Origin of the sequence: Streptomyces sp. MH60, from assembly GCF_002939385.1 — a bacterium.
Taxonomy (GTDB): domain Bacteria; phylum Actinomycetota; class Actinomycetes; order Streptomycetales; family Streptomycetaceae; genus Streptomyces.
Genome location: NZ_MULI01000032.1, coordinates 26,936 through 49,573, shown reverse-complemented (window position 1 = coordinate 49,573; position 22,638 = coordinate 26,936). Strand labels below are relative to the sequence as shown.

The 22,638-nt window shown below is 70.8% G+C and carries 20 protein-coding genes and 1 riboswitch; of the genes, 11 read left to right on the top strand and 9 right to left on the bottom strand.

From position 1 onward, the window contains the following. The first annotated feature begins 29 nt into the window (after window positions 1–29). The 6 genes from BZZ08_RS20625 (at window position 30) to BZZ08_RS20600 (ending at window position 7,163) form a co-directional block, all read left to right on the top strand. Window positions 30–1,355, top strand: a complete 1,326-nt coding sequence (locus BZZ08_RS20625) for an HD-GYP domain-containing protein (protein WP_104633732.1) — start codon at window positions 30–32, stop codon at window positions 1,353–1,355. Further along, on the top strand, window positions 1,352–2,617 hold the full coding sequence (locus BZZ08_RS20620) for an HD-GYP domain-containing protein (RefSeq protein WP_198601595.1): 1,266 nt from the start codon (window positions 1,352–1,354) through the stop codon (window positions 2,615–2,617). The genes BZZ08_RS20625 and BZZ08_RS20620 overlap by 4 nt, the downstream gene beginning before the upstream one ends. A gap of 113 nt (window positions 2,618–2,730) precedes the next feature. Next, complete coding sequence (locus BZZ08_RS20615) at window positions 2,731–3,711, top strand: tetratricopeptide repeat protein (protein ID WP_104633731.1); 981 nt, start codon at window positions 2,731–2,733, stop codon at window positions 3,709–3,711. An 82-nt stretch (window positions 3,712–3,793) separates the two neighbouring features. Further along, a complete protein-coding gene (gene def, locus BZZ08_RS20610; RefSeq protein WP_104633730.1) occupies window positions 3,794–4,444 on the top strand; it encodes a peptide deformylase in 651 nt (216 codons plus the stop codon). A 260-nt stretch (window positions 4,445–4,704) separates the two neighbouring features. Beyond that, window positions 4,705–5,790, top strand: coding sequence for an epi-isozizaene synthase (gene cyc1, locus BZZ08_RS20605; RefSeq protein WP_104633761.1), 1,086 nt, complete (start codon window positions 4,705–4,707; stop codon window positions 5,788–5,790). Beyond that, window positions 5,787–7,163 (top strand): bifunctional albaflavenone monooxygenase/terpene synthase, encoded by a 1,377-nt coding sequence (locus BZZ08_RS20600; RefSeq protein WP_104633729.1) that lies wholly within the window; start codon window positions 5,787–5,789, stop codon window positions 7,161–7,163. The genes cyc1 and BZZ08_RS20600 overlap by 4 nt, the downstream gene beginning before the upstream one ends. Window positions 7,164–7,178: 15 nt before the next feature. Here BZZ08_RS20600 and BZZ08_RS20595 read toward each other — a convergent pair whose 3' ends face one another. Then, on the bottom strand, window positions 7,179–8,147 hold the full coding sequence (locus BZZ08_RS20595) for a GlxA family transcriptional regulator (RefSeq protein WP_104633728.1): 969 nt from the start codon (window positions 8,145–8,147) through the stop codon (window positions 7,179–7,181). Window positions 8,148–8,239: 92 nt separating this feature from the next. On the opposite strand from BZZ08_RS20595, the gene BZZ08_RS20590 reads away from it, so the two are divergent. Next, window positions 8,240–8,530: a hypothetical protein gene (locus tag BZZ08_RS20590; RefSeq protein ID WP_104633727.1), complete on the top strand. Its 291-nt coding sequence runs from the start codon at window positions 8,240–8,242 to the stop codon at window positions 8,528–8,530. Here the strand turns inward: BZZ08_RS20590 and BZZ08_RS20585 are convergent. From BZZ08_RS20585 to BZZ08_RS20560, 6 genes are all read right to left on the bottom strand, one after another. After that, the gene (locus BZZ08_RS20585; RefSeq protein ID WP_104633726.1) at window positions 8,443–9,456 is read right to left on the bottom strand and encodes a ribonucleotide-diphosphate reductase subunit beta; all 1,014 of its coding nucleotides are present in this window, start codon (window positions 9,454–9,456) and stop codon (window positions 8,443–8,445) included. The two genes, BZZ08_RS20590 and BZZ08_RS20585, sit on opposite strands and share 88 nt — an antisense overlap. Beyond that, window positions 9,456–11,831: a ribonucleoside-diphosphate reductase subunit alpha gene (locus BZZ08_RS20580; protein WP_104633725.1), complete on the bottom strand. Its 2,376-nt coding sequence runs from the start codon at window positions 11,829–11,831 to the stop codon at window positions 9,456–9,458. The genes BZZ08_RS20585 and BZZ08_RS20580 overlap by 1 nt, the downstream gene beginning before the upstream one ends. Before the next feature lie 122 nt (window positions 11,832–11,953). Beyond that, window positions 11,954–12,097, bottom strand: a riboswitch (cobalamin riboswitch). A 77-nt stretch (window positions 12,098–12,174) separates the two neighbouring features. Beyond that, on the bottom strand, window positions 12,175–12,681 hold the full coding sequence (locus BZZ08_RS20575) for a GNAT family N-acetyltransferase (protein ID WP_104633760.1): 507 nt from the start codon (window positions 12,679–12,681) through the stop codon (window positions 12,175–12,177). A gap of 71 nt (window positions 12,682–12,752) precedes the next feature. Further along, window positions 12,753–14,363: a monocarboxylate uptake permease MctP gene (mctP, locus tag BZZ08_RS20570; RefSeq protein WP_104633724.1), complete on the bottom strand. Its 1,611-nt coding sequence runs from the start codon at window positions 14,361–14,363 to the stop codon at window positions 12,753–12,755. Then, a complete protein-coding gene (locus BZZ08_RS20565) occupies window positions 14,360–14,662 on the bottom strand; it encodes a DUF3311 domain-containing protein (protein WP_104633723.1) in 303 nt (100 codons plus the stop codon). The genes mctP and BZZ08_RS20565 overlap by 4 nt, the downstream gene beginning before the upstream one ends. Window positions 14,663–14,807: 145 nt before the next feature. After that, window positions 14,808–15,572: a GntR family transcriptional regulator gene (locus BZZ08_RS20560; RefSeq protein ID WP_104633722.1), complete on the bottom strand. Its 765-nt coding sequence runs from the start codon at window positions 15,570–15,572 to the stop codon at window positions 14,808–14,810. A 454-nt stretch (window positions 15,573–16,026) separates the two neighbouring features. On the opposite strand from BZZ08_RS20560, the gene dasA reads away from it, so the two are divergent. The 4 genes from dasA (at window position 16,027) to BZZ08_RS20540 (ending at window position 20,705) form a co-directional block, all read left to right on the top strand. Beyond that, on the top strand, window positions 16,027–17,304 hold the full coding sequence (gene dasA / locus BZZ08_RS20555) for a N,N'-diacetylchitobiose ABC transporter substrate-binding protein DasA (RefSeq protein WP_104633721.1): 1,278 nt from the start codon (window positions 16,027–16,029) through the stop codon (window positions 17,302–17,304). Window positions 17,305–17,392: 88 nt separating this feature from the next. Continuing rightward, complete coding sequence (locus BZZ08_RS20550; protein ID WP_104633720.1) at window positions 17,393–18,379, top strand: carbohydrate ABC transporter permease; 987 nt, start codon at window positions 17,393–17,395, stop codon at window positions 18,377–18,379. After that, entirely contained in the window at window positions 18,376–19,206 is an 831-nt protein-coding gene (locus tag BZZ08_RS20545) for a carbohydrate ABC transporter permease (protein ID WP_104633719.1), read from the top strand. Before BZZ08_RS20550 ends, BZZ08_RS20545 begins: the two co-directional genes overlap by 4 nt. Before the next feature lie 8 nt (window positions 19,207–19,214). Beyond that, window positions 19,215–20,705 (top strand): glycoside hydrolase family 3 protein, encoded by a 1,491-nt coding sequence (locus BZZ08_RS20540; RefSeq protein ID WP_104633718.1) that lies wholly within the window; start codon window positions 19,215–19,217, stop codon window positions 20,703–20,705. A 214-nt stretch (window positions 20,706–20,919) separates the two neighbouring features. Here the strand turns inward: BZZ08_RS20540 and nagB are convergent, their stop codons facing one another. Next, window positions 20,920–21,705, bottom strand: coding sequence for a glucosamine-6-phosphate deaminase (gene nagB / locus BZZ08_RS20535; RefSeq protein WP_104633717.1), 786 nt, complete (start codon window positions 21,703–21,705; stop codon window positions 20,920–20,922). 147 nt (window positions 21,706–21,852) lie between these two features. Continuing rightward, the gene (locus tag BZZ08_RS20530) at window positions 21,853–22,605 is read right to left on the bottom strand and encodes an SDR family oxidoreductase (protein ID WP_104633716.1); all 753 of its coding nucleotides are present in this window, start codon (window positions 22,603–22,605) and stop codon (window positions 21,853–21,855) included. Between the last annotated feature and the right edge of the window lie 33 nt (window positions 22,606–22,638).

Below are 22,638 nucleotides of genomic sequence, written 5' to 3'. Positions count from 1 at the left end.
CCTGACAGACGTGGCCGGGGGAGGGGCTCATGGACGCGGTACCGGCGCGGGCACGTGTCTACGTGACCGTCGTCGCCCTCGCCGTCCCGCTGTGCCTGCGCCCGCTGCCGTCGGTGCACGCGCCCTGGTGGGCGGTGCTGCTGCTCGCCGGACTGTACGCGGGATCCGAACTCGTCGCGCGGTCCCGCTTCGTCGGGACCTGCTATCCCGTCCTGCTCGCCGGTGCCTTCCTGCTGCCGCCGCCCGCCGCGGCACTCGTGGCACTGCCCGGGGCCCTGCTGTCCCCGGTGCCCCGGCGGCCGTTCGGCCTGCGGCGCGTCTGGCGGGCCGCCCAGCTGACCCTCGCCGTGTGGGCCGCCGCCTGCGTCCACTGGCGGCTCGGCGGCCGGGACGCGGTCGTCGAGCCCGCCTTCCCGTACGCCCTGGTGCCGGCCGGGGCCGCCGTACTCGCCTTCTGCCTGGTGCTCGCGGTGCTGGACGGCGGCATCCTCGCCCTCGCCGACCACGTGCCGCCGAGCCGGGCGTGGCGGGGGCTGCTCTCCCGGTCGCTCGCGCCGATCGCCGTGCACGGGCTCGCCGGGCTGATGATGGCCGTCCTGTGGCGCAGCCCGTACGGTCCGGTGGCCGCGCTGCTCGTCCTGCTGCCGATGTGCGTGGCGTGGTGGGCCTTCGCCCAGTACCACCGCGAGCGGGCCGCGCACCAGGCGACCATCCGCGCCCTGGTGCAGGCCGTCGACATCAAGGACGGCTACACACGCGGCCACAGTGAACGCGTCGGCCAGGCCTCCATGATGATCGCCCGCGAGCTGGGCATGGACGACGAGCGCGTCGAGACCCTGCGCTTCGCCGGGATCCTGCACGACGTGGGCAAGCTCGGCGTGCCCACCCGGCTGCTGCGCAAGGACGGGCCGCTGACGCCCGAGGAGCGCCGGGTGATCGAACTGCACCCCGAGTACGGGCACGAGATGGTGCGCGGCATCCGTTTCCTGGGAGAGGCCCGCGCCGCGGTCCTCCACCACCACGAACGGCTGGACGGCAGCGGCTACCCCTACGGACTGGCCGGCGACCGGATCCCCGAGTCGGCCCGCGTGGTGGCCGTCGCCGACGCCTTCGACGCGATGACCTCCACGCGCTCCTACAGCAGGGCCCGCCCGGTCGCGGCGGCCCTGGCGGAGCTCCAGCGGTGTGCCGGCGGGCAGTTCGACCCGCGGATGGTGCGGGCGCTGGTCCACGCCCTCGGCCGCCACGGCTGGCGCCCGTCGGTGACGGCGGACGGCCCGCCCGGCCCCCCCGCCGAACCGGCACCGGGCCGGGGCGAGGGTGCGCGGAACAGCGTCGGCAGGGGAGCACCGTGACGCCCTTGCCGCCGCCGGTCCAGTCCCCGCCGCCGGCAGCCGTTCTCCTCGTACCCGGCTGTGCCGGGCTCCTCGCGCTCGGCTGTCTCGCCTCCGTGCTGGGGTCGGGACCCGTGCAGCGGCCCGTGGCGCTGGCCTTCGGCGGGCTGGTCGTCCTCGGTGAGCTGACCCGGCGGACCGGTACCGAGGCCCGGGAGGCCGCCCCGCTCGGGGCCGCGGGCGCGCTGGCGTACGCGCTGCTGGGAGACGTCGCCGGGCAGCCCGCGCAGCACGGTGTGGCCCAGACCGTCACCGTCGTGCTCGCCGCCTCACTGCTCGGCAGCGTCCCCTACGTCGCCCGCGGCCGCGGGCCCGTCCTCGACCACCTGGCGCGGCGGGTGCTCACCGTCGGCTTCGCCGCCGTGTGCTTCCGTCCGCTGTCCCACCAGGGCGCCTTCGACGACTGGAGCGGTCCCGCCGACGCGCTGCTGCTGCTCGCGCTGCTCGCCCTGACCACGCTGTGCGACGCCGTGCTCGCCGCGGCACCCGCGCACGCGCGCACCGGGTGGCCCTTCGGACCACTGCTGCGCGAGGAACTGCGCGGCATGGTCGGGATCACGTCCGCGGTGTGCGCGACCGGCGCGGTGATGGCGCTCGCGGTGAGCGTCGCGGGACTGTGGGCGCTCCCCGTCTTCTGCGTGCCCCTGCTGCTCGCCCAGCTCTCCTACCGCCGGTACGCGGCCGTCCGGGCCACCTACCGGCAGACCATCGCGTCCCTGGCCCGCGCCACCGAGATCGCCGGGTACACCCCGGCCGGGCACGCCCGCCGCGTCGCCGGACTGGGCGTGGCCGTCGGGCGGGACCTGGGCCTGTCCGGGGCCGAGCTGACCGTGCTGGAGTACGCGGCCCTGATGCACGACATCGGCCAGCTGAGCCTGGTCGACCCGGTCCCGGCCGGAGCCACCGCCGACCTGCCCGCCGCCGAACAGCGGCGGATCGCGCTGCTCGGCGGGGCCGTCGTCCGCCAGACCGGCGTCGACGCGGCGGTCGCCGTGGTGGTGGAGCGGCAGGCCGACCCCTGCCACGAGCAGCCGGTCGCCGCGCGGATCGTGCGGGTCGTGAACGCGTACGAGGAGAAGGCGCGGGACGCGGGCCCGGGCGGCGTCCTGACGGTGCTGGAGGAGCTGCGCCTGGCCACCGCCGGCGACTACGCTCCCGAGGTGGTGGAAGCACTGGCCCGGGTCCTTTCCCGGAGCAGCCTTACCGAGCCCGCGGCTGGGTAACCCATGGGTAATGAGCGCCTCTACAGCCGTACGTGGTTTGATGCCCGGGAGAGGGTGTCCGGGGGCGCGAAAGGCACAGCCAGCCCACAGAACGGAACTGGCAGGCGGGAATCGTGAGGATCTTCGGCAAGGCACGGCACCGGCCCTCCGCCTCTTGGCGGCAGGCCACCGACCGCGCGTTCACGCTGATCGGCGACGGTCGCTACGAGGACGCGGGTGCGCTGCTGACCCGGGCGGCCGACCTGGAGCCCTGGCTGTCGGAGTCCTGGTTCAACCTGGCGCTGCTGCACAAGTTCCGGCACGACTGGGAGCAGGCCAGGGCGGCCGGCCTGCGCGCCGTAGCGCTGCTCGACCGGGACTCCGGCGCCCCCGACTGGTGGAACGTCGGCATCGCCGCGACCGCCCTGCAGGACTGGCCGCTGGCCCGCCGGGCCTGGCAGGCCTACGGCCTGCGCACCCCGGGGGACGCCACGGACGCCGGTGAGCCGCTCGGCATGGACCTCGGCAGCGCGGCCGTACGGCTCTCCCCGGAGGGCGAGGCCGAGGTGGTGTGGGGGCGGCGGCTCGACCCCGCCCGCGTCGAGGTGCTGTCCATCCCGCTGCCGTCCTCGGGGCGGCGCTGGGGCGAGGTCGTCCTGCACGACGGTGTGCCGCACGGGGAGCGGACGACCAGCGCCGGGCACTCCTACCCCGTCTTCGACGAGATCGAGCTGTGGGCGCCCTCGCCCGTGCCCACCTGGGTGGTCCTCCTGGAGGCCGCCACCGAGGCCGACCGCGACGCCCTGGAGCAGCTGGCCGCCGACGCCGGGTTCGCCGCCGAGGACTGGTCGTCCTCCGTGCGGCTGCTGTGCCGGATGTGCTCGGAGTCCCGGATGCCGTCCGACGAGGGCGAGGGCGAGCACCTCGACCCGCACGACCACAGCGAACCCGGACATCCCGGTCCGCTGGGGCACCGCACCGACGGCCAGCTGTGGGTGCCGGAGCGGGAGTGCGGGGTGGCTGCGCCGGCGGGGCTGGTGAAGGGCTTGCTGGACGGGTGGGTCGCGGACAGCCCGGACTCCCGTGACTGGCGGGACCTGGAAGAGGTCTGCTGAGTGGCCCCGTAGTCTTTGCCAGGAGGACACTCCAGCAGCGTCAGCATCACCTTTGGTTGTACGAGGAAGGCATACGTCGGTCATGGCCCAGCAGGACACCGATCAGCAGCACCCGGGCGTGCTTCCCGTGGACGACGAGGGTTTCGTCGTCGACACCCAGGACTGCGAGGAGCGTGAGGCGGACTGGCGCGGGCGTGGCACCTCGCGCCCGATCACGGTGGTCGGCAACCCGGTGCTGCACAAGGAGTGCGAGGACGTCACCGACTTCGGCGAGGAGTTCCAGCAGCTGGTGGCCGACATGTTCGCCAGCCAGCGCACCGCCGAGGGCGTGGGCCTGGCCGCCAACCAGATCGGCGTCTCCAAGAAGGTCTTCGTCTACGACTGCCCCGACGACGAGGGCGTCCGCCACGTCGGCGTGGTCTGCAACCCCGAGCTGGTCGAGCTGCCGGCCGACCGCCGCCGCCTGGACGACAGCAACGAGGGCTGCCTGTCCGTGCCGACCGCCTACGCGCCGCTCGCCCGCCCCGACTACGCCGAGGTGACCGGGCAGGACGAGAAGGGCAACCCCGTCAAGGTGCGCGGCACCGGGTACTTCGCCCGGTGTTTGCAGCACGAGACGGACCACCTGTACGGGTACCTGTACATCGACCGGCTCTCCAAGCGCGAGCGCAAGGACGCGCTGCGGCAGATGGCCGAGAACGAGCCGCGCTACCCCGTGGTCGCGAACGACTGACACCGCCTCACGGGTCACACATCTCCCTTGCGCACGGCGCCTGTTCGGGTCTTCCCCCGAGCGGGCGCCGTTCGTCTGTGTGCGTCAGTGGAAAGCCGCCACACAACAGGAGAATTCCGGCATCGGGGGGTAGTGAATGAAGCAAATCCGTTCCCAGAACGGTCAGTTGTGGTGCTGAATGGGAACCGCGGGGATACGCAACGGCGCACGCCCCGCTCAGCGAGAGGGGTGCGCCACCGGCGGCTGAGAGGGGTTTGTTCGTGCATGCTTTCCCACACGGCACCACAGCGACACCGACCGCGATCGCAGTACCGCCATCGCTCCGTCTCCCGGTGATCGAGGCGGCATTTCCCCGGCAACTGCACCCGTATTGGCCCAGGCTCCAGGAGACCACCCGCACCTGGCTGCTCGAAAAGCGGCTCATGCCCGCGGACAAGGTCGAGGAATATGCCGACGGCCTGTGCTACACGGACCTCATGGCGGGCTACTACCTGGGCGCCCCCGACGAGGTCATGCAGGCGATAGCGGACTACAGCGCGTGGTTCTTCGTCTGGGACGACCGGCACGACCGTGACATCGTCCACGGCCGTCCCGGCGCCTGGCGGCGACTGCGCGGCCGGCTGCACACGGCACTCGACTCACCCGGGGACCACCTGCACCACGAGGACACGCTGGTGGCCGGGTTCGCCGACAGCGTGCTGCGGCTCTACGCCTTCCTGCCGGCCACCTGGAACGCCCGGTTCGCCCGGCACTTCCACGCGGTGATCGAGGCGTACGACCGGGAATTCCACAACCGCACGCGCGGAATCGTGCCCGGCGTACAGGAGTACCTCGAACTGCGCCGGCTCACCTTCGCGCACTGGATCTGGACCGACCTGCTGGAGCCGAGTTCGGGCTGCGAACTCCCCGACGCGGTACGGAAACACCCGGCGTATCGCCGGGCGGCACTGCTGAGTCAGGAATTCGCCGCCTGGTACAACGACCTCTGCTCGCTGCCCAAGGAAATAGCGGGCGACGAGGTCCACAATCTCGGAATCAGTCTCATCACCCACCATGCACTCACGCTGGAAGAAGCCATCGGAGAAGTCCGGCGACGCGTCGAGGAATGCATCACCGAATTTCTCGCCGTGGAGCAGGACGTCTTACGGTTCGCCGACGAACTCGCCGACGGAACCGTACGCGGAAAGGAACTGAGCGACGCCGTACGGGCCAACGTCGGCAATATGCGGAACTGGTTCAGTTCCGTCTACTGGTTCCACCACGAGTCCGGCCGGTACATGGTCGACAGCTGGGACGACCGGTCCACGCCCCCGTACGTCAACAACGAAGCGGCAGGTGAGAAATGACCGTCGAGTCCGTCCACCCCGAAACGCGCGCACCAGGGGCACCGGAGCTGCGCGAACCGCCCGTCGCGGGCGGCGGCGTACCGCTGCTCGGCCACGGCTGGCGGCTGGCCCGCGACCCGCTGGCCTTCATGTCCCAGCTGCGCGACCACGGCGACATCGTGCGCATCAAGCTCGGCCCGAAGACCGTCTACGCGGTCACGAACCCGGAGCTGACCGGCGCCCTCGCCCTGAATCCCGACTACCACATAGCCGGTCCGCTGTGGGAGTCGCTGGAGGGCCTGCTCGGCAAGGAGGGCGTGGCGACCGCCAACGGCCCGCTCCACCGGCGCCAGCGGCGCACCATCCAGCCGGCGTTCCGGCTGGACGCCATCCCCGCCTACGGGCCGATCATGGAGGAGGAGGCGCACGCGCTCGCCGAGCGCTGGCAGCCGGGCCGGACCGTGGACGCCACCTCCGAGTCCTTCCGGGTCGCCGTGCGCGTCGCGGCCCGCTGCCTGCTGCGCGGGCAGTACATGGACGAGCGGGCCGAGCGGCTGTGCGTCGCGCTCGCCACCGTCTTCCGGGGGATGTACCGGCGCATGGTGGTCCCGCTCGGACCGCTGTACCGGCTGCCGCTTCCGGCCAACCGTCAATTCAACTCCGCGTTGGCCGATCTGCACCTCCTGGTCGACGAGATCATCGCCGAGCGCCGCGCATCCGGTCAAAAGCCGGACGATTTGCTCACGGCATTGCTGGAGGCGAAGGACGACAATGGCGACCCGATCGGGGAACAGGAGATCCACGACCAGGTGGTCGCGATACTCACCCCCGGCAGTGAAACCATCGCGTCCACGATCATGTGGTTGCTCCAGGCACTTGCCGACCATCCGGAACATGCCGACCGCATACGCGACGAAGTCGAAGCGGTCACCGGCGGGCGGCCCGTGGCATTCGAGGACGTCCGCAGTCTCACGCACACCGGCAATGTCATCGTGGAGGCCATGCGTTTGCGTCCCGCCGTATGGGTATTGACGCGGCGTGCGGTGGCCGAGAGCGAACTCGGTGGCTATCGCATTCCGGCCGGTGCGGACATCATCTACAGTCCGTACGCAATCCAACGCGATCCGAAGTCGTACGAGGACAACCTGGAGTTCGACCCCGACCGGTGGCTCCCGGAACGCGCGAAGAATGTGCCGAAATACGCCATGAAGCCGTTCAGTGCGGGCAAGCGTAAGTGCCCCAGTGACCACTTCTCGATGGCGCAGCTCACGCTGATCACGGCCGCGCTCGCCACCAAGTACCGCTTCGAACAGGTGGCGGGCTCCAACGACGCGGTCCGGGTCGGCATCACGCTGCGCCCGCACGACCTGCTGGTCAGGCCGGTGGCCCGGTGACGCGACCGGGACGGATCAGGCGGCGGCCTCCGGGCCCCGGAACGTGCGCCGGTAGGCGTGCGGGGTGGTGCCCAGGGCCCTGGTGAACTGGTGCCTCAGGGCCGCCGCCGTGCCGAAACCGGCGCGCCAGGCGATCGCGTCCATCGTCTCGTCCGTCACCTCGAGGAGACGCTGCGCCAGCAGCACGCGCTGGCGCAGGATCCAGCGGTAGGGGGTCGTCCCCGTCTCCTGCTGGAAGCGGCGGGCGAAGGTGCGCGGGGACATGTGCGCCCGGGCCGCCAGCTGCTCGACGGTGACCTCCTCGTCGAGGTGCTGTTCCATCCAGGCCAGCACCTCGCCGACGGTGTCGCAGGAGGAGCGCGGCAGCGGCCGTTCGATGTACTGGGCCTGCCCGCCGTCCCGGTGCGGCGGCACCACCATGCGCCGGGCAATCCGGTTGGCGACCTCCGGCCCCTGCTCCTTGCGCACGATGTGCAGGCAGGCGTCGATGCCGGCGGCGGTCCCGGCGGAGGTGATCACCGGGTCCTCGTCGACGTAGAGCACGTCCGGCGCGACCTCGGCCCGCGGGTACTGCCGGGACAGCTCGGCCGCGTGGTGCCAGTGCACCGCGCACCGCCGACCGTCCAGCAGGCCGGCGGCGCCCAGGACGAAGGCGCCGGAGCACACGCTCAGTACGCGTGTGCCCCGGTCCGTCGCCCTGCGCAGGGCGTCCAGCAGCTCGGGCGGGTACTCCCGGCGGACGAAGTCGCTGCCCGCCGGCACCGCGATCAGGTCGGCCTCCTCCAGCCGCTCCAGACCGTACGGCGTCGAGACGGTCAGCCCGCCGACGTGGGTGCCCAGCGTGGGGCCCTCCGCCGAGACCACCGCGAAGTCGTATCCCGGCAGACCCTCGTCGCTCCGGTCGATGCCGAAGACCTCGCAGATCACGCCGAGTTCGAAGGGATGCGCACCGTCCAGCAGGACGGCGGCCACGTTCCGCAACATGCCGCCAGTGTGCCTCGTCGGTGGCAGGAAATCGAGGCCTTACGGCAGTCCTGCCACTGACGGTAAGGAGTCTCCGGCGCGACAGTAGTGTCATGACCGGAAATCAGATAGAAGGCCTCGTCGGAATGCTCGCGACCTTCGGACTCCTCGTCCTCATGATCCTCCCCTCGGTGATCGGCATCGTGCGCGACAGGCGCATCGACCGCCAGATCAGGGAGGCCCAGGAGGGCCGGGCCCGGGAAGAGGAGACTCAGCAGACCCAGCCGCCTCAGAAGACCTCGACGACCCAGCCGCCTCAGAAGTCCTCGGACAGGTCGACGGTGCCCTCCACCGCCACCTGGTACGCCGAGGGGCGCCGCTCGAAGAAGTTGGTCAACTCCTGAACACCCTGCAGCTCCATGAAGGAGAAGGGGTTCTCGGAGCCGTACACCGGGGCGAAGCCGAGGCGCGTCAGGCGCTGGTCGGCCACGCACTCCAGGTACTGCCGCATCGAGTCGGTGTTCATGCCCGGGAGGCCTTCACCGCACAGGTCGCGCGCGAACTGCAGCTCGGCCTCGACGGCCTCCCGCAGCATGTCGGTGACCTGCTGCCGGAGCTCGTCGTCGAACAGCTCCGGCTCCTCCTTGCGCACGGTGTCGACGACGTCGAACGCGAAGGACATGTGCATGGTCTCGTCCCGGAACACCCAGTTGGTGCCGGTGGCGAGGCCGTGCAGCAGGCCCCGGCTGCGGAACCAGTAGACGTAGGCGAAGGCGCCGTAGAAGAACAGGCCCTCGATGCACGCCGCGAAGCAGATCAGGTTGAGCAGGAAACGGCGGCGGTCGGCCTTGGTCTCCAGGCGGTCGATCGACTCGACCGAGTCCATCCACCGGAAGCAGAACTCGGCCTTCTCCCGGATGGACGGGATGTTCTCCACGGCCGCGAAGGCGGCGGCGCGGTCCTCCGGGTCGGGCAGGTAGGTGTCGAGGAGCGTCAGATAGAACTGGACGTGGACGGCCTCCTCGAAGAGCTGGCGGGACAGGTACAGCCGCGCCTCGGGGGAGTTGATGTGCTTGTAGAGGGTCAGCACCAGGTTGTTCGCGACGATCGAGTCACCGGTGGCGAAGAAGGCCACCAGCCGGCCGATCAGGTGCTGCTCCATGGGGCTGAGCTTCGCGAGGTCGGCGACGTCCGAGTGGAGGTCGACCTCCTCGACGTGCCAGGTGTTCTTGATGGCGTCCCGGTAGCGCTCGTAGAAGTCCGGGTACCGCATGGGGCGCAGGGTCAGCTCGAAACCCGGGTCGAGCAGGTTCTTGGTGTTCTCGTTCATTACTGGCAGGCCTCGCAGGACTCGGGGTTCTCCAGGGAGCAGGCGACCGCTTCGGGGTCCGGGGCCGCCTGCACGGGGACGGTGGTGGCTCGGGCCGCGGCGCGGGCGATCCGGGTCGCCGGGCGCGAGCGCAGGTAGTACGTGGTCTTCAGGCCCTGCTTCCAGGCGTACGCGTACATCGAGGAGAGCTTCCCGATGGTCGGCGTCTCCAGGAACAGGTTCAGCGACTGGGCCTGGTCGAGGTACGGGGTGCGGGCGGCGGCCATGTCGATCAGGCCGCGCTGCGGGATCTCCCAGGCGGTGCGGTACAGCGCGCGCACGTCCTCGGGGACCCAGGAGAAGCCCTGCACCGACCCGTTCGCCTCGCGCAGCGCCTCACGGGTGCGGGCGTCCCACACGCCGAGCCGCTTGAGGTCGTCCACCAGGTAGGAGTTGACCTGGAGGAACTCACCGGACAGCGTCTCGCGCTTGAAGAGGTTGGACACCTGCGGCTCGATGCACTCGTAGACACCGGCGATGGAGGCGATGGTCGCGGTCGGCGCGATGGCCAGGAGCAGGGAGTTGCGCAGACCGGTGGTCGCCATGCGCTCCCGCAGCGCGGCCCAGCGCTCCGGCCAGGCGGGCGCCACGTCGTAGTGGTCCGGGTGCAGCACCCCCTGGGCCGTACGGGTCTTCTCCCAGGCCGGGGCGGGACCGCTCCGCTCGGCGAGGTCGGCGGAGGTCTCGTACGCGGCGAGCATGATGCGCTCGGCGATGCGGGTGGACAGGGCCTTCGCCTCGGGGGAGTCGAAGGGCAGGCGGAGCTGGAAGAAGACGTCCTGGAGGCCCATCGCGCCGAGACCGACCGGGCGCCAGCGGGCGTTGGAGCGGGCCGCCTGCTCGGTCGGGTAGAAGTTGATGTCGACGACCCGGTCCAGGAAGGTGACGGCGGTGCGGACGGTGGCGTCCAGGCGCTCCCAGTCCATCTCGCCGCTCGCGGGGTCGGCGAAGGCGCCGAGGTTGACCGAGCCCAGGTTGCAGACCGCCGTCTCCCCGTCGTCGGTGACCTCCAGGATCTCCGTGCACAGGTTCGAGGAGTGGACGACGTGGCCGGGGGTCGCGGTCTGGTTCGCGGTGCGGTTGGCGGTGTCCTTGAAGGTCATCCAGCCGTTGCCGGTCTGCGCGAGGGTGCGCATCATGCGGCCGTACAGCTCACGGGCGGGCAGCGACTTGCGGGCGAGCCCCGCCTGCTCCGCCCTGCGGTAGGCCGCGTCGAACTCCTCGCCCCACAGGTCGGTCAGCTCCGGCACGTCGGCGGGGGAGAACAGCGACCAGGTCCCGTCGGCGTCCACCCGGCGCATGAACTCGTCCGGGATCCAGTGGGCGAGGTTCAGGTTGTGCGTGCGGCGGGCGTCCTCACCGGTGTTGTCCCGCAGCTCCAGGAACTCCTCGACGTCCGCGTGCCAGGTCTCCAGGTAGACCGCCGCGGCACCCTTGCGGCGGCCGCCCTGGTTCACGGCGGCGACCGAGGCGTCCAGCGTCTTCAGGAACGGGACGATGCCGTTGGAGTGCCCGTTGGTGCCGCGGATCAGCGAACCCCGGGCGCGGACGCGGGAGTAGGCGATGCCGATGCCCCCGGCGTGCTTGGAGAGGCGGGCGACCTGGTGGAGGCGGTCGTAGAGGGAGTCCAGCTCGTCCCTGGGGGAGTCCAGGAGGTAGCAGGACGACATCTGGGCGTGCCGGGTGCCGGAGTTGAAGAGGGTGGGGGAGGAGGGCAGGTAGTCCAGGCGGCTCATCAGGCCGTACAGGGCGGCGACCTCGTCCACGGCCCGCGGGGTGTCGTCCTCGGCGAGTCCGGAGGCGACCCGCAGCAGGAAGTGCTGGGGCGTCTCGACGGCCTTGCGGGTGATCGGGTGGCGGAGCAGGTAGCGGCTGTACAGGGTGCGCAGTCCGAAGTAGCCGAAGCGGTCGTCGGCGTCCGGATCGACCAGCGCGTCGAGGCGGGCCGCGTGCAGCCGGACGAACGCGGCGGTGCGGTCGGCGATCAGGCCCTCGCGGTGGCCGGTGGCGACCGAGTCGGTGAAGGTGACGACGCCCTGGGAGGCGGCCTCGGCGCGGATGCCGATGGTCAGCAGCCGGGCGGCCAGCCGGGAGTAGACCGGGTCCTCGGAGATCAGACCGGCGGCCGCCTCCGTGGCCAGCTCGCGCAGTTCGGCCTCGTCGGCATGGGCGGACCGGCCCCGCAGCGCGGCGGCGGCCACCCGGCCGGGGTCGGCATCGGGGAGGTCGGCGGTCAGCCCGGTCAGGGTCCGCAGCAGGGCGGCACCGGGTCCGTCGGGTTCCCCGGTCGCCGTCACCGGGGTCGCTGAAGCCGGATCGGCTGGCGCGATGGTCACGTGGAGCACTCCCTCGCTCGGCACGGGGCCTGGCGGAGGGCAGGGGGGCTCACGAGCGCGCACGGCGTCGCGTCCACCGGCCCACTCCACGAGGCCCGGACGTCATGGCACCCGGACCGGGACGGCCGGGCGCACTGTCGGCAGGTGCTCGGACTGGACAGGCGTGCGGGCACGTGCGAAGACGTACGGATGCACGCAAGTACACCGTTGCGGGACAGTTCCGGATTCGCACCGGATTCCCCTGCGGCGACAGCGAGCACGAGCATACATCTTGTGCCGGGTTCCGCCAGCACCCCCAGATGTTGTGTCCGGATGGAGCGTCAGGGGGCCTCTCGGGTCGGCGTCAGAGCGTCAGTTCGTAGGTGAGCAGCATGATGCCGTCCAGCTCCGGCACGGGGTTCCAGTCGCGGGCGGGGGTGCGGACGAAGCCCAGCCGTTCGTAGAGGCGGTGGGCGGTGTGCATGGCGCGCTGGGTCGACAGCACGACGCCCGCGCAGCCCGCCACGGACCGGGCGCGGTCGACGCAGGCCCGCACGAGGGCCTCGCCGGCCCCGCGGCCGCGTGCCTCGCGGGCGACGGCGAGCATGCGTATCTCGGCCTCGCCGGGGCGCGCGATGTCCGCCATGGGGCCGCCGGACGGCACGAAGGTCACGCCGCCGAGCACCCGCCCCTCCGCCGCGGCGACCAGCACCTCGGCGGCCGCCGCCCGCTTGGCCACGTCGCGCAGCTCGCCCAGGTAGGAGTCGCTCTCCCCGAAGTCGAGGAGGCCGTCGCGCAGATAGGCCTGCGCGGTGATGTCGCCGAGGGTGTCGTACTCCTCGGCCGTCGCCCGTCGGATCACGAAGTCCATGACGCCGAGTGTGCCCGACGGATACGACAACGGGCCGCCGGATTTCTCCGACGGCCCGCCGAAGTGCGCCGCTAGTGCGAGCTGCCCGCCGTGGCCGGCGGCAGTTCCACCTGGACGCCGGGGTCGCCGGCGTCCGCCGTGTAGTCGCTCGGCTTGGTCTCGTCGACGCCGTCGGGCGCCTTGACCGCCCTCAGGACGAAGGTCAGGACCACGGTGACCAGGACGTTCAGCACGAAGGCGGTGAGACCGATGTAGCCGATCTCGCCGATGCCGGGGATCTCGTCGGAGGAGCCGCCGAAGTGCTTCTGCGTCGGCGAGGCCACACCGTAGGCGGCGACCGTGCCGTAGACCATGCCGACCGCCCAGCCGCCGAGCAGTGCCCAGCGGTGGAACCAGCGGGTGAACAGGCCGCCGACCAGGGCCGGGAAGGTCTGCAGGATCCAGATGCCGCCCAGCAGCTGGAAGTTGATCGCGACGGTCTTGTCCATGCCCAGGACGAAGATCAGCGCGCCCACCTTCACCAGCAGCGACACCAGCTTGGAGACCTTCGTCTCCTGTGCCGGGGTGGCGTCGGGCTTGATGAAGTCCTTGTAGATGTTGCGGGTGAACAGGTTCGCGGCCGCGATCGACATGATCGCCGCCGGGACCAGGGCGCCGATGCCGATCGCCGCGAAGGCCACGCCCGCGAACCAGTCCGGGAACATGTCCTCGAACAGCTGCGGGATCGCCAGCTGGCCGTTCTTCACCTTGACCCCGGCCGCGATCGCCATGAAGCCGAGGAGCGCGAGCAGGCCCAGCATCAGCGAGTACAGCGGCAGGATCGTGGTGTTGCGGCGGATCACCTCACGGCTGCGCGAGGACAGCGTGGCGGTGATCGAGTGCGGGTACATGAACAGCGCGAGCGCCGAACCGAGCGCCAGGGTCGCGTACGTCCACTGGCCCCCCGCGTTCGGCACCACCCCGCCCGCCCCCGTCTCGCTGAACTTGTCGCTCGCCGACGCGAAGATGTCGTCGAACCCGCCCAGCTTGATCGGGATGTAGATGATCGCCACCGCGATGACGATGTAGATCAGGGTGTCCTTCACGAACGCGATCAGCGCGGGCGCGCGCAGCCCCGACGAGTAGGTGTACGCCGCCAGCACGCCGAAGGCGATCAGCAGCGGCAGGTCCTTGACGAACCAGTTGGTGTCCTCGCCGCCGCCGACGCCCATCACGTCGAGCACGGCCTGGATGCCGACCAGCTGGAGCGCGATGTACGGCATGGTCGCCAGGATGCCGGTGACGGCCACCGCCAGCGACAGGCCCTTGGAGCCGAACCGGCCGCGCACGAAGTCCGAGGTCGTCACGTAGCCGTGCTTGTGCGAGACCGACCACAGGCGGGGCAGGAAGGTGAAGATCAGCGGGTAGACCAGGATCGTGTACGGCACCGCGAAGAAGCCGGACGCGCCCGCCGCGTAGATCGCCGCCGGGACGGCCACGAAGGTGTACGCCGTGTACAGGTCGCCGCCCAGCAGGAACCAGGTGACCCAGGTGCCGAACGAGCGGCCGCCGAGGCCCCACTCGTCGAGGCTGTGCTCGTTCTCGGCCCGGCGCCAGCGGGCGGCCAGGAAGCCCATGGCGGTGACGAGGACGAAGAAGAGGATGAAGACGGCGAGTGCGACGCCGTTCACGCCGTCGTTCATCGCGACTCACCACCCTTCGGGGCGGAGGGGGCGGAGGGGGCGGAGGGGGCGGAGGCGGCGGCGCGTCCGCGCTGGTCGCGCTGCCACAGCTTGTACGCGGTCACCGTCAGCAGGGTGGAGATCAACACCCAGGCCATCTGGTACCAGTAGAAGAACGGGATGCCGATGAAGGCCGGGTCCGTCTTCGCGTACGAACCGACCCACAGCATGGCGACGAACGGTGCGACGAGACAGAGCCCGATGACGACGCGCACCGGCGTCACCACCGGCTCTCTGCTCGCCTCTGTGTCTTCTGGCATGCGTGGCTCCGTCCCCTCGCTGATCACCTCGTGCAGTGCGCACGAAATGTAGGTGACGGTGTCAAGACAGCGGAAGACCTCGTCCGTATATCGGTCCTCAACCGCAACTTCGCGCCCGCGCGCGAGGAGGTATACCGGGTATGTCCTAGTCCTGGGGCCGCTTGAGGCGGGCCACGAACTTGTAGCGGTCGCCCCGGTACACCGAACGCACCCACTCCACCGGCTGACCGGTGCGGTCCAGCGAGTGCCGGGAGAGCATCAGCATGGGCAGACCCACGTCGGTGCCGAGCAGGCCGGCCTCGCGCGGGGTGGCCAGGGAGGTCTCGATGGTCTCCTCGGCCTCGGCGAGATGGACGTCGTACACCTCGGCGAGCGCGGTGTAGAGGGACGTGTACTTCACCAGGGAGCGGCGCAGGGCGGGGAAGCGCTTGGCGCTGAGGTGGGTGGTCTCGATCGCCATCGGCTCGCCGTTGGCCATGCGCAGCCGCTCGATGCGCAGCACCCGGCCGCCGGCCGTGATGTCCAGCAGTCCGGCGAGCCGGTCGTCGGCGGTGATGTAGCCGATGTCCAGCAGCTGCGAGGTGGGTTCGAGCCCCTGGGCCCGCATGTCCTCGGTGTACGAGGTGAGTTGCAGCGCCTGCGACACCTTGGGCTTGGCCACGAAGGTGCCCTTGCCCTGGATGCGCTCCAGGCGGCCCTCGACCACCAGCTCCTGCAGGGCCTGGCGGACGGTCGTGCGCGAGGTGTCGAACTCGGCGGCGAGGGTGCGCTCCGGCGGGACCGGTGTGCCCGGTGTCTGGGTCCGGGTCATGTCGAGCAGATGCTTCTTCAGACGGTAGTACTTGGGCACGCGCGCGGTACGGACGGTCGCCCCACCCTCGTTCTCCGCACTGCTGACGTCGGTGCTCATGCTCTGCCTTCCCGGCTCCGGGTGCCGAAGCGACCGCTATCCCTGTCGGCCACGGCTCACATCGTGGCACGGCTTCGTGCCGGGATGGCCCCGCACGCTCCGTGATCCCTTCTGTATACCCGCGGGAACACCCTTGGTCTAGTCCACAGGCGAGTCGGACGTCGCTGGTACGCGCGTTCGCAGTCGTCCCCGCACCTCATTCGGTGGGGGGTGGTACACCAGGTCCCGGTCCGCCCGATCTGTCGCTTGCGCAATGAAAGGTCCCTGCATATCTCGGTCCCATCACGGACGCCGGGACTGAGTTTGAACACCCTTGACAGTCCTATTGGTCTGGGCCAAGCTCCCCGTACTGGTCTACACCATTGGTCCAGGTCCCGGCCCCATGGGCGGTCCGCGTCGACGAGCAACCGCGGGGAGGCAGGGGGGTTGTGTGGCATCCCTGAGGAGGGTTGGCGTGAAGCGCAAGCTTATAGCCGCGATCGGTATCGCGGGCATGATGGTCTCCATCGCCGCATGCGGGGGCGACAGCGACGACGACGGCAAGAAGGCCGGGGCCGACGGTTACGCCGGCGAGACGCTCACCGTCTGGGTGATGGACGGCTCCTCCCCGGACGACTGGCAGGCGGACCTCGCCAAGGAGTTCGAGGCGAAGACCAAGGCCAAGGTCAAGTTCGAGATCCAGAAGTGGAACGGCATCCAGCAGAAGCTGACCACTGCCCTCTCCGAGGAGAACCCCCCCGACGTCTTCGAGATCGGCAACACCCAGACCCCCGCCTACGCCAAGACCGGCGGCCTCGCGGACCTGAGCGACCTCAAGGGCGAGATCGGCACCGACTGGTCCGAGTCCCTCAACAAGTCCGCCGTCTTCGACGGCAAGCAGTACGCGGCCCCGTGGTTCGTGGTCAACCGCGTCGTCGTCTACAACAAGAAGATCTGGGCGGACGCGGGCATCAAGGAACTGCCCAAGACCCGCGACGACTTCTACAACGACCTCAAGACCATCGGCGAGAAGACCGACGCCGAGCCGATCTACCTGCCCGGCCAGAACTGGTACCACTTCGTGGGCCTGGTCATCGGCGAGGGCGGCGAGCTGGTCAAGAAGGACGGCGACAAGTACGTCTCCAACCTCTCCGACCCGAAGGTCGCCGCAGCCACCGAGACCTACAAGAAGTTCCAGGCCCTGTCCAAGGCGCCCAAGGACAAGGACGAGGCCACCCCGCAGCAGGGTGAGATCTTCGCCAAGGGCAAGACCGGCTCCTTCATCGGCATGGGCTGGGAGGGCGCCACGGCGATCGCCACCAACCCGGCGATCGAGAAGGACCTCGGCTACTTCACCATCCCGGGCGCCACTGCGGACAAGCCCGAGGGCGTCTTCCTCGGCGGCTCCAACCTGGCCGTCGCCGCGGGCAGCAAGAAGCAGGACCTCGCCAAGGAGTTCCTGAAGCTCGCGCTCTCCGACAAGTTCGAGGGCGGGCTGGCCAAGGCCAACGGCGTCATCCCGAACAAGGAGGCGCTGCAGAGCAACCTGAAGGGCAACGCCGCCGCCGAGGCCGCCGCGCCGGCCGCCGGGACCGGTGACACCACCCCGCTGATCCCGGAGTGGGCCGCGGTCGAGAACGACCCGAACCCGATCAAGACGTACCTGACGGCCGTCATGAAGGGGAAGTCCCCCGCCGAGGCCGCCAAGCAGGTCGAGGGCGAGTTCAACAAGCGCCTGGCGCAGCAGCAGTAGCACCGGGTGAGCCGGGGCGGGGGCTGACACACGACGGCCCCCGCCCCGGCGTCGAGGTGAACAGGTCGAGAAGAGAGAGACCCCGAGCATGACCGTGCAGACCGAACGGCCGCCCTCAGGCCCGTCGGACGTCCGCAAGGCGGACGGTGGGGGAACCGGCGGGCCGAGAGCGAGAGCCGCGTCGCGGGCCGGCGCGCTGGCCCCGTATCTGCTGCTGCTGCCCGCCGCCGCGGCCACCGTGCTGCTGCTCGGCTGGCCGCTGCTGAAGGACGGCCTGCTGTCCTTCCAGAACCTCAACATGGCGCAGCTGATCCAGCACGTCACCGAGTGGACCGGCTTCGACAACTACAAGGAGGTCCTCACCGGCGAGGACTTCTGGCGCGTCACCCTCCGCTCCATCATCTTCACCGCGGTCAACGTCGTCCTCACCATGGTGGTGGGCGGTCTGATCGGCCTGCTGCTCGCCCGCCTCGGCAGGGCGATGCGGCTCGTGCTGATGATCGGCCTGGTCCTGGCGTGGGCCATGCCGGTGGTCGCCGCGACCACCGTCTACCAGTGGCTCTTCGCCCAGCGCTTCGGCGTCGTCAACTGGGTGCTCGACAAGCTCGGCTGGCACTCCATGGCCGACTTCAGCTGGACCGGCAGCCAGTTCTCGACCTTCTTCGTCGTCACCGTGCTGATCGTGTGGATGTCCGTCCCGTTCGTCGCGATCAACCTGTACGCGGCGACCACCACCATCTCCGACGAGCTGTACGAGGCGGCCGCCCTCGACGGGGCCGGCGCATGGCGCAGCTTCACCTCGGTCACCCTGCCGTTCCTGCGCCCGTTCCTCTACGCGACGACGTTCCTGGAGGTCATCTGGATCTTCAAGGCGTTCGTGCAGGTCTACACGTTCAACGGCGGCGGACCGGACCGTCTCACCGAGATCCTGCCCGTCTACGCCTACATCGAGGGCGTCGGCAACCAGCACTACGGCATGGGTGCGGCGATCGCGGTGCTGACCATCCTGATCCTGCTCGGCCTGACCGCGTACTACCTCAGGATCGTGCTCAAGCAAGAGGAGGACGAGCTGTGAAGCGCTCGCTCTTCGGCCGCGTGTGGCCCAACGTCACGGCCGTCGTCCTGTTCATCGGCCTCGTCTTCCCCGTCTACTGGATGTTCGCCACGGCCTTCAAGCCGACCGCGGACATCATCTCGGAGGACCCGGTCTGGTTCCCGACCGACGTCACCTTCGAGCACTTCAAGACTGCGACCGAGGCCGACCACTTCTGGACGTACGTCAGCAACTCGCTCATCGTCACCGTCTGCGCGGTCGTCTTCTCGCTGATCATCGCCCTGGCCGGGTCCTTCGCCCTGGCACGGATGCGGTTCAAGGGGCGGCGCGGCTTCATCGTCGGCTTCATGCTCGCCCAGATGGCGCCCTGGGAAGTCATGGTCATCGCGATCTACATGATCGTGCGCGACGCCTCGATGCTGAACAGCCTGGTGCCGCTCACGCTCTTCTACATGATGATGATCCTGCCCTTCACCATCCTGACGCTGCGCGGCTTCGTCGCCGCCGTGCCGAGGGAGCTGGAGGAGTCCGCGATGGTCGACGGCTGCACCCGGGTCCAGGCCTTCCGCCGCGTCATCCTGCCGCTGCTCGCCCCGGGCCTGATGTCCACCTCGATGTTCGGTTTCATCACCGCCTGGAACGAGCTCCCCCTCGTCCTGGTCGTCAACAAGGAGGCGGAGTCCCAGACCCTGCCGCTGTGGCTGACCAGCTTCCAGACCGTCTTCGGCGACAACTGGGGTGCGACCATGGCCGCCTCCTCCCTGTTCGCCATCCCGATCCTGATCCTCTTCGTCTACCTCCAGCGCAAGGCCGTCAGCGGCCTGACCGCCGGCGCCGTGAAGGGATAGCACCACCGATGACGACCCTCGCGAGGGCCACCGACACCCTCACGCGCGACGCGCTCACCGTCCTCCAGCCCGGCTTCGCCGGCACCACCGCCCCCGACTGGCTGCTGCGCCGCATCGGCGAAGGGCTGGCCTCCGTCGCCCTGTTCGGGCGCAACGTCACCTCGCCCGAGCAGGTGGCGGCCCTGACCGCGCAGCTGCGCGCCGAGCGCGAGGACCTGCTGGTCGCGATCGACGAGGAGGGCGGTGACGTCACCCGGCTGGAGGTGCGCACCGGCTCCTCCTTCCCCGGCAACCACGCCCTCGGCGCGGTGGACGACGTCGGGCTCACCCGGGCGGTGGCCGCGGAACTGGGCCGCCGGCTCGCCGCCTCCGGCGTCAACTTCAACTGGGCGCCGTCCGCCGACGTGAACTCCAACCCGGACAACCCGGTGATCGGCGTGCGCGCCTTCGGCGCCGACACCGACCTGGTCGCCCGGCACACCGCGGCCTACATCACCGGGATGCAGTCGGCGGGCGTGGCCACCTGCGCCAAGCACTTCCCGGGCCACGGCGACACGGGCATCGACTCCCACCACGCCATGCCGCGCATCGACGTGGACGCCGACGTGCTCGCCGAGCGCGACCTCGTCCCGTTCCGCGCGGCCGTCGCGGCCGGCAGCCGCGCGGTGATGAGCGCCCACATCCTGGTCCCGGCCCTGGACCCGGACCGTCCGGCAACGTTGTCCCGCCGCATCCTGACCGACCTGCTCCGGGGCGAACTGGGCTACGACGGGCTGGTCGTCACCGACGGCATCGAGATGAAGGCCATCGCGGGCACGTACGGCATCGAGCGCGGCACCGTCCTGGCCGTCGCCGCCGGTGCCGACGCGATCTGCGTGGGCGGCGGCCTGCACGACGAGGGCACCGTACGGCGGCTGAGCGACGCGCTGACCGAGGCCGTCCGCGCGGGTGAACTGCCCGAGGAGCGGCTGGCCGACGCGGCGGAACGCGTCCGGTCCCTGTCCCGCTGGGCCGCGGCGAACCGTCCCGCCGACGGGGCTTCGGACGCCGCCGACGGCGACGTGGGCCTGCGCGCGGCCCGCCGCGCGCTGCGCGTCACCGTCGCGGGGGAGCCCGCGCCGCTCACCGAGGCGCCGTACGTCGCCGCGCTCACCCCGGTGGCGAACATCGCGGTCGGCGACGAGACCCCGTGGGGCGTGGCGGCCGAGCTGGGCCGTCTGCTCCCGGGCACGGAGACCGGCAGCTTCAATGGGGCCGAAGCGGGCCGCGAGGCGCTGGCCGCGGCGGGCTCCCGGCGCATCGTCGCCGTCGTCCGCGACGAGCACCGCCACCCCTGGATGGCGGCGGCCCTCGACGTCCTGCTGGCGGCCCGCCCCGACACGGTCGTCGTCGAGATGGGCGTCCCGCGTGCGGAGCCCCGCGGCGCCGTCCACCTCGCCACCCACGGCGCGGCCCGCGTCTGCGGCCGAGCGGCGGCGGAGGCCCTCGCGGGCGTCTGACCGATCCCCGCCGTCACACCGAAGGCGCCGGTCCCGTCACGGGGCCGGCGCCTTCGGCGTGCGGGGCGGTGCGGTGGCGCGGCACGGGCATGGGCGTGGCGGGCGCGGTCCTGACACACGAAGGCGCCGGGTCCCCTGGGGAACCGGCGCCTTCGCACGTGAGTGACCGTCCCGCGAGGCTTCGCGCGTGGGACGGGGCAGAGCCGGGGGAGCGTCAGATGCCCTGCCAGTCCGGCTTGTGGGCGTAGGTGTGCCGGAAGTAGTCGGCGAGCTTCAGCTTGGACGCGGCGGCCTCGTCGACGACGACCGTGGCGTGCGGGTGCAACTGCAGCGCGGAGGCCGGGCACACGGCCGCGACCGGGCCCTCGACGCTCGCGGCGACCGCGTCGGCCTTGCCCTCGCCGGTGGCGAGCAGCACCACGTGCCGGGCCTCCAGGATGGTGCCGATGCCCTGGGTGATCACGTGGTGCGGCACCTGCTCGATGTCGCCGTCGAAGAAGCGCGCGTTGTCGACCCGGGTCTGCTCGGTCAGGGTCTTGATCCGCGTCCGCGAGGCGAGCGAGGAGCACGGCTCGTTGAAACCGATGTGCCCGTCGGTGCCGATGCCCAGCAGCTGGAGGTCGACCCCGCCGGCGCCGCCGAGCGCCCGGTCGTAGGCCTCGCACGCCGCCTGCACGTCCGCGGCCGTCCCGTCGGGGCCCATGAACGCGTCCATGCCGATGCCCAGCGGTTCGAGCACCTCGCGCCGCAGCACCGAGCGGTACGACTCCGGGTGCTCCGCGGGCAGCCCCACGTACTCGTCGAGCTGGGCGATCCGCGCCCGCGCGGTGTCCACGGCACCCGAGCGCACCTTGGCCGCCAGTGCCTCGTACACGGGCAGCGGCGTCGAGCCGGTGGCCACCCCGAGCAGGGCGTCGGGCTTGCGCCGGAGCAGCTGTGCCATGGCTTCGGCTATGAGTTCGCCGCCCGCCTTGGCATCGGGAACGATGACAACTTCCACGCTGGCCTGCCGTTTCGAAGAGAGGACTCACCCGGGGCCCGGGACTGGCTATGTGGTTTAGACCAATCTAACAGAGCAGGCCCCCGCGGTCTCGCTGAAACGGTCAGGCGAGTGGCGGTGTGCGGGCCGGGTGTGCCGGCGGTGGTGTCAGGTCAGTGAACCTCCCGTGGCGTCCACCCAGCTTCCCGTGACCCACCGGCCCCCGTGCGAGGCGAGGAACGCGACGACGTCGGCCACCTCGGCGGTCGACCCCACCCCGCCCAGTGCGGAGAGCGCGGCGGCCCGCCCCCAGCCGTCCGCGCTCCCGTGCAGGAGTTCGGCCGTGTTGTCCGTGTCGATGATGCCGGGCGCCACCGAGTTCACCGTGATGCCGCGGGCGCCCAGCACCTTGGAGAGGTCGCGGGAGAACACGTCCAGCGCGCCCTTGGTCATCGCGTACGCCATGTTGTCGGGCATCACGGCCGTACGTGCCAGGCCCGACGAGATGTTGACGACCCGGCCGCCGTCGCGCAGCCGGTGCATGCCGTGCTTGAGGATGAAGAACGGCGCCTTCACGTTGACCGTGAAGACCGCGTCGTACTCCGCCTCCCCTATCTCCCCGATGGGGCGCGTGTTGCCGATCCCCGCGTTGTTCACCAGGACGTCCAAGCCGTCGGCGTGTCTGTCGAACTGCTCCCACAGTGCCTCGGCGGCACCCGGAGCGGCCAGGTCGGCCCTGACCGTGAACGCCGAGCCGCCCGCGGCCTCGATCGCGGCGACCGTCTCCCTCGCCGCCGTCTCGCTCCGCCCGTAGTGCACCCCGACCCGCGCGCCGTCGCGGCCCAGCCGCTCCGCGATGCCCCGCCCGATGCCCCTGCTCGCCCCTGTGACGAGTGCCGTCCTGCCCGTCAGCACGCCCATGCCGGCGCCCCCTTCGTATTTACTAGTGGTCGC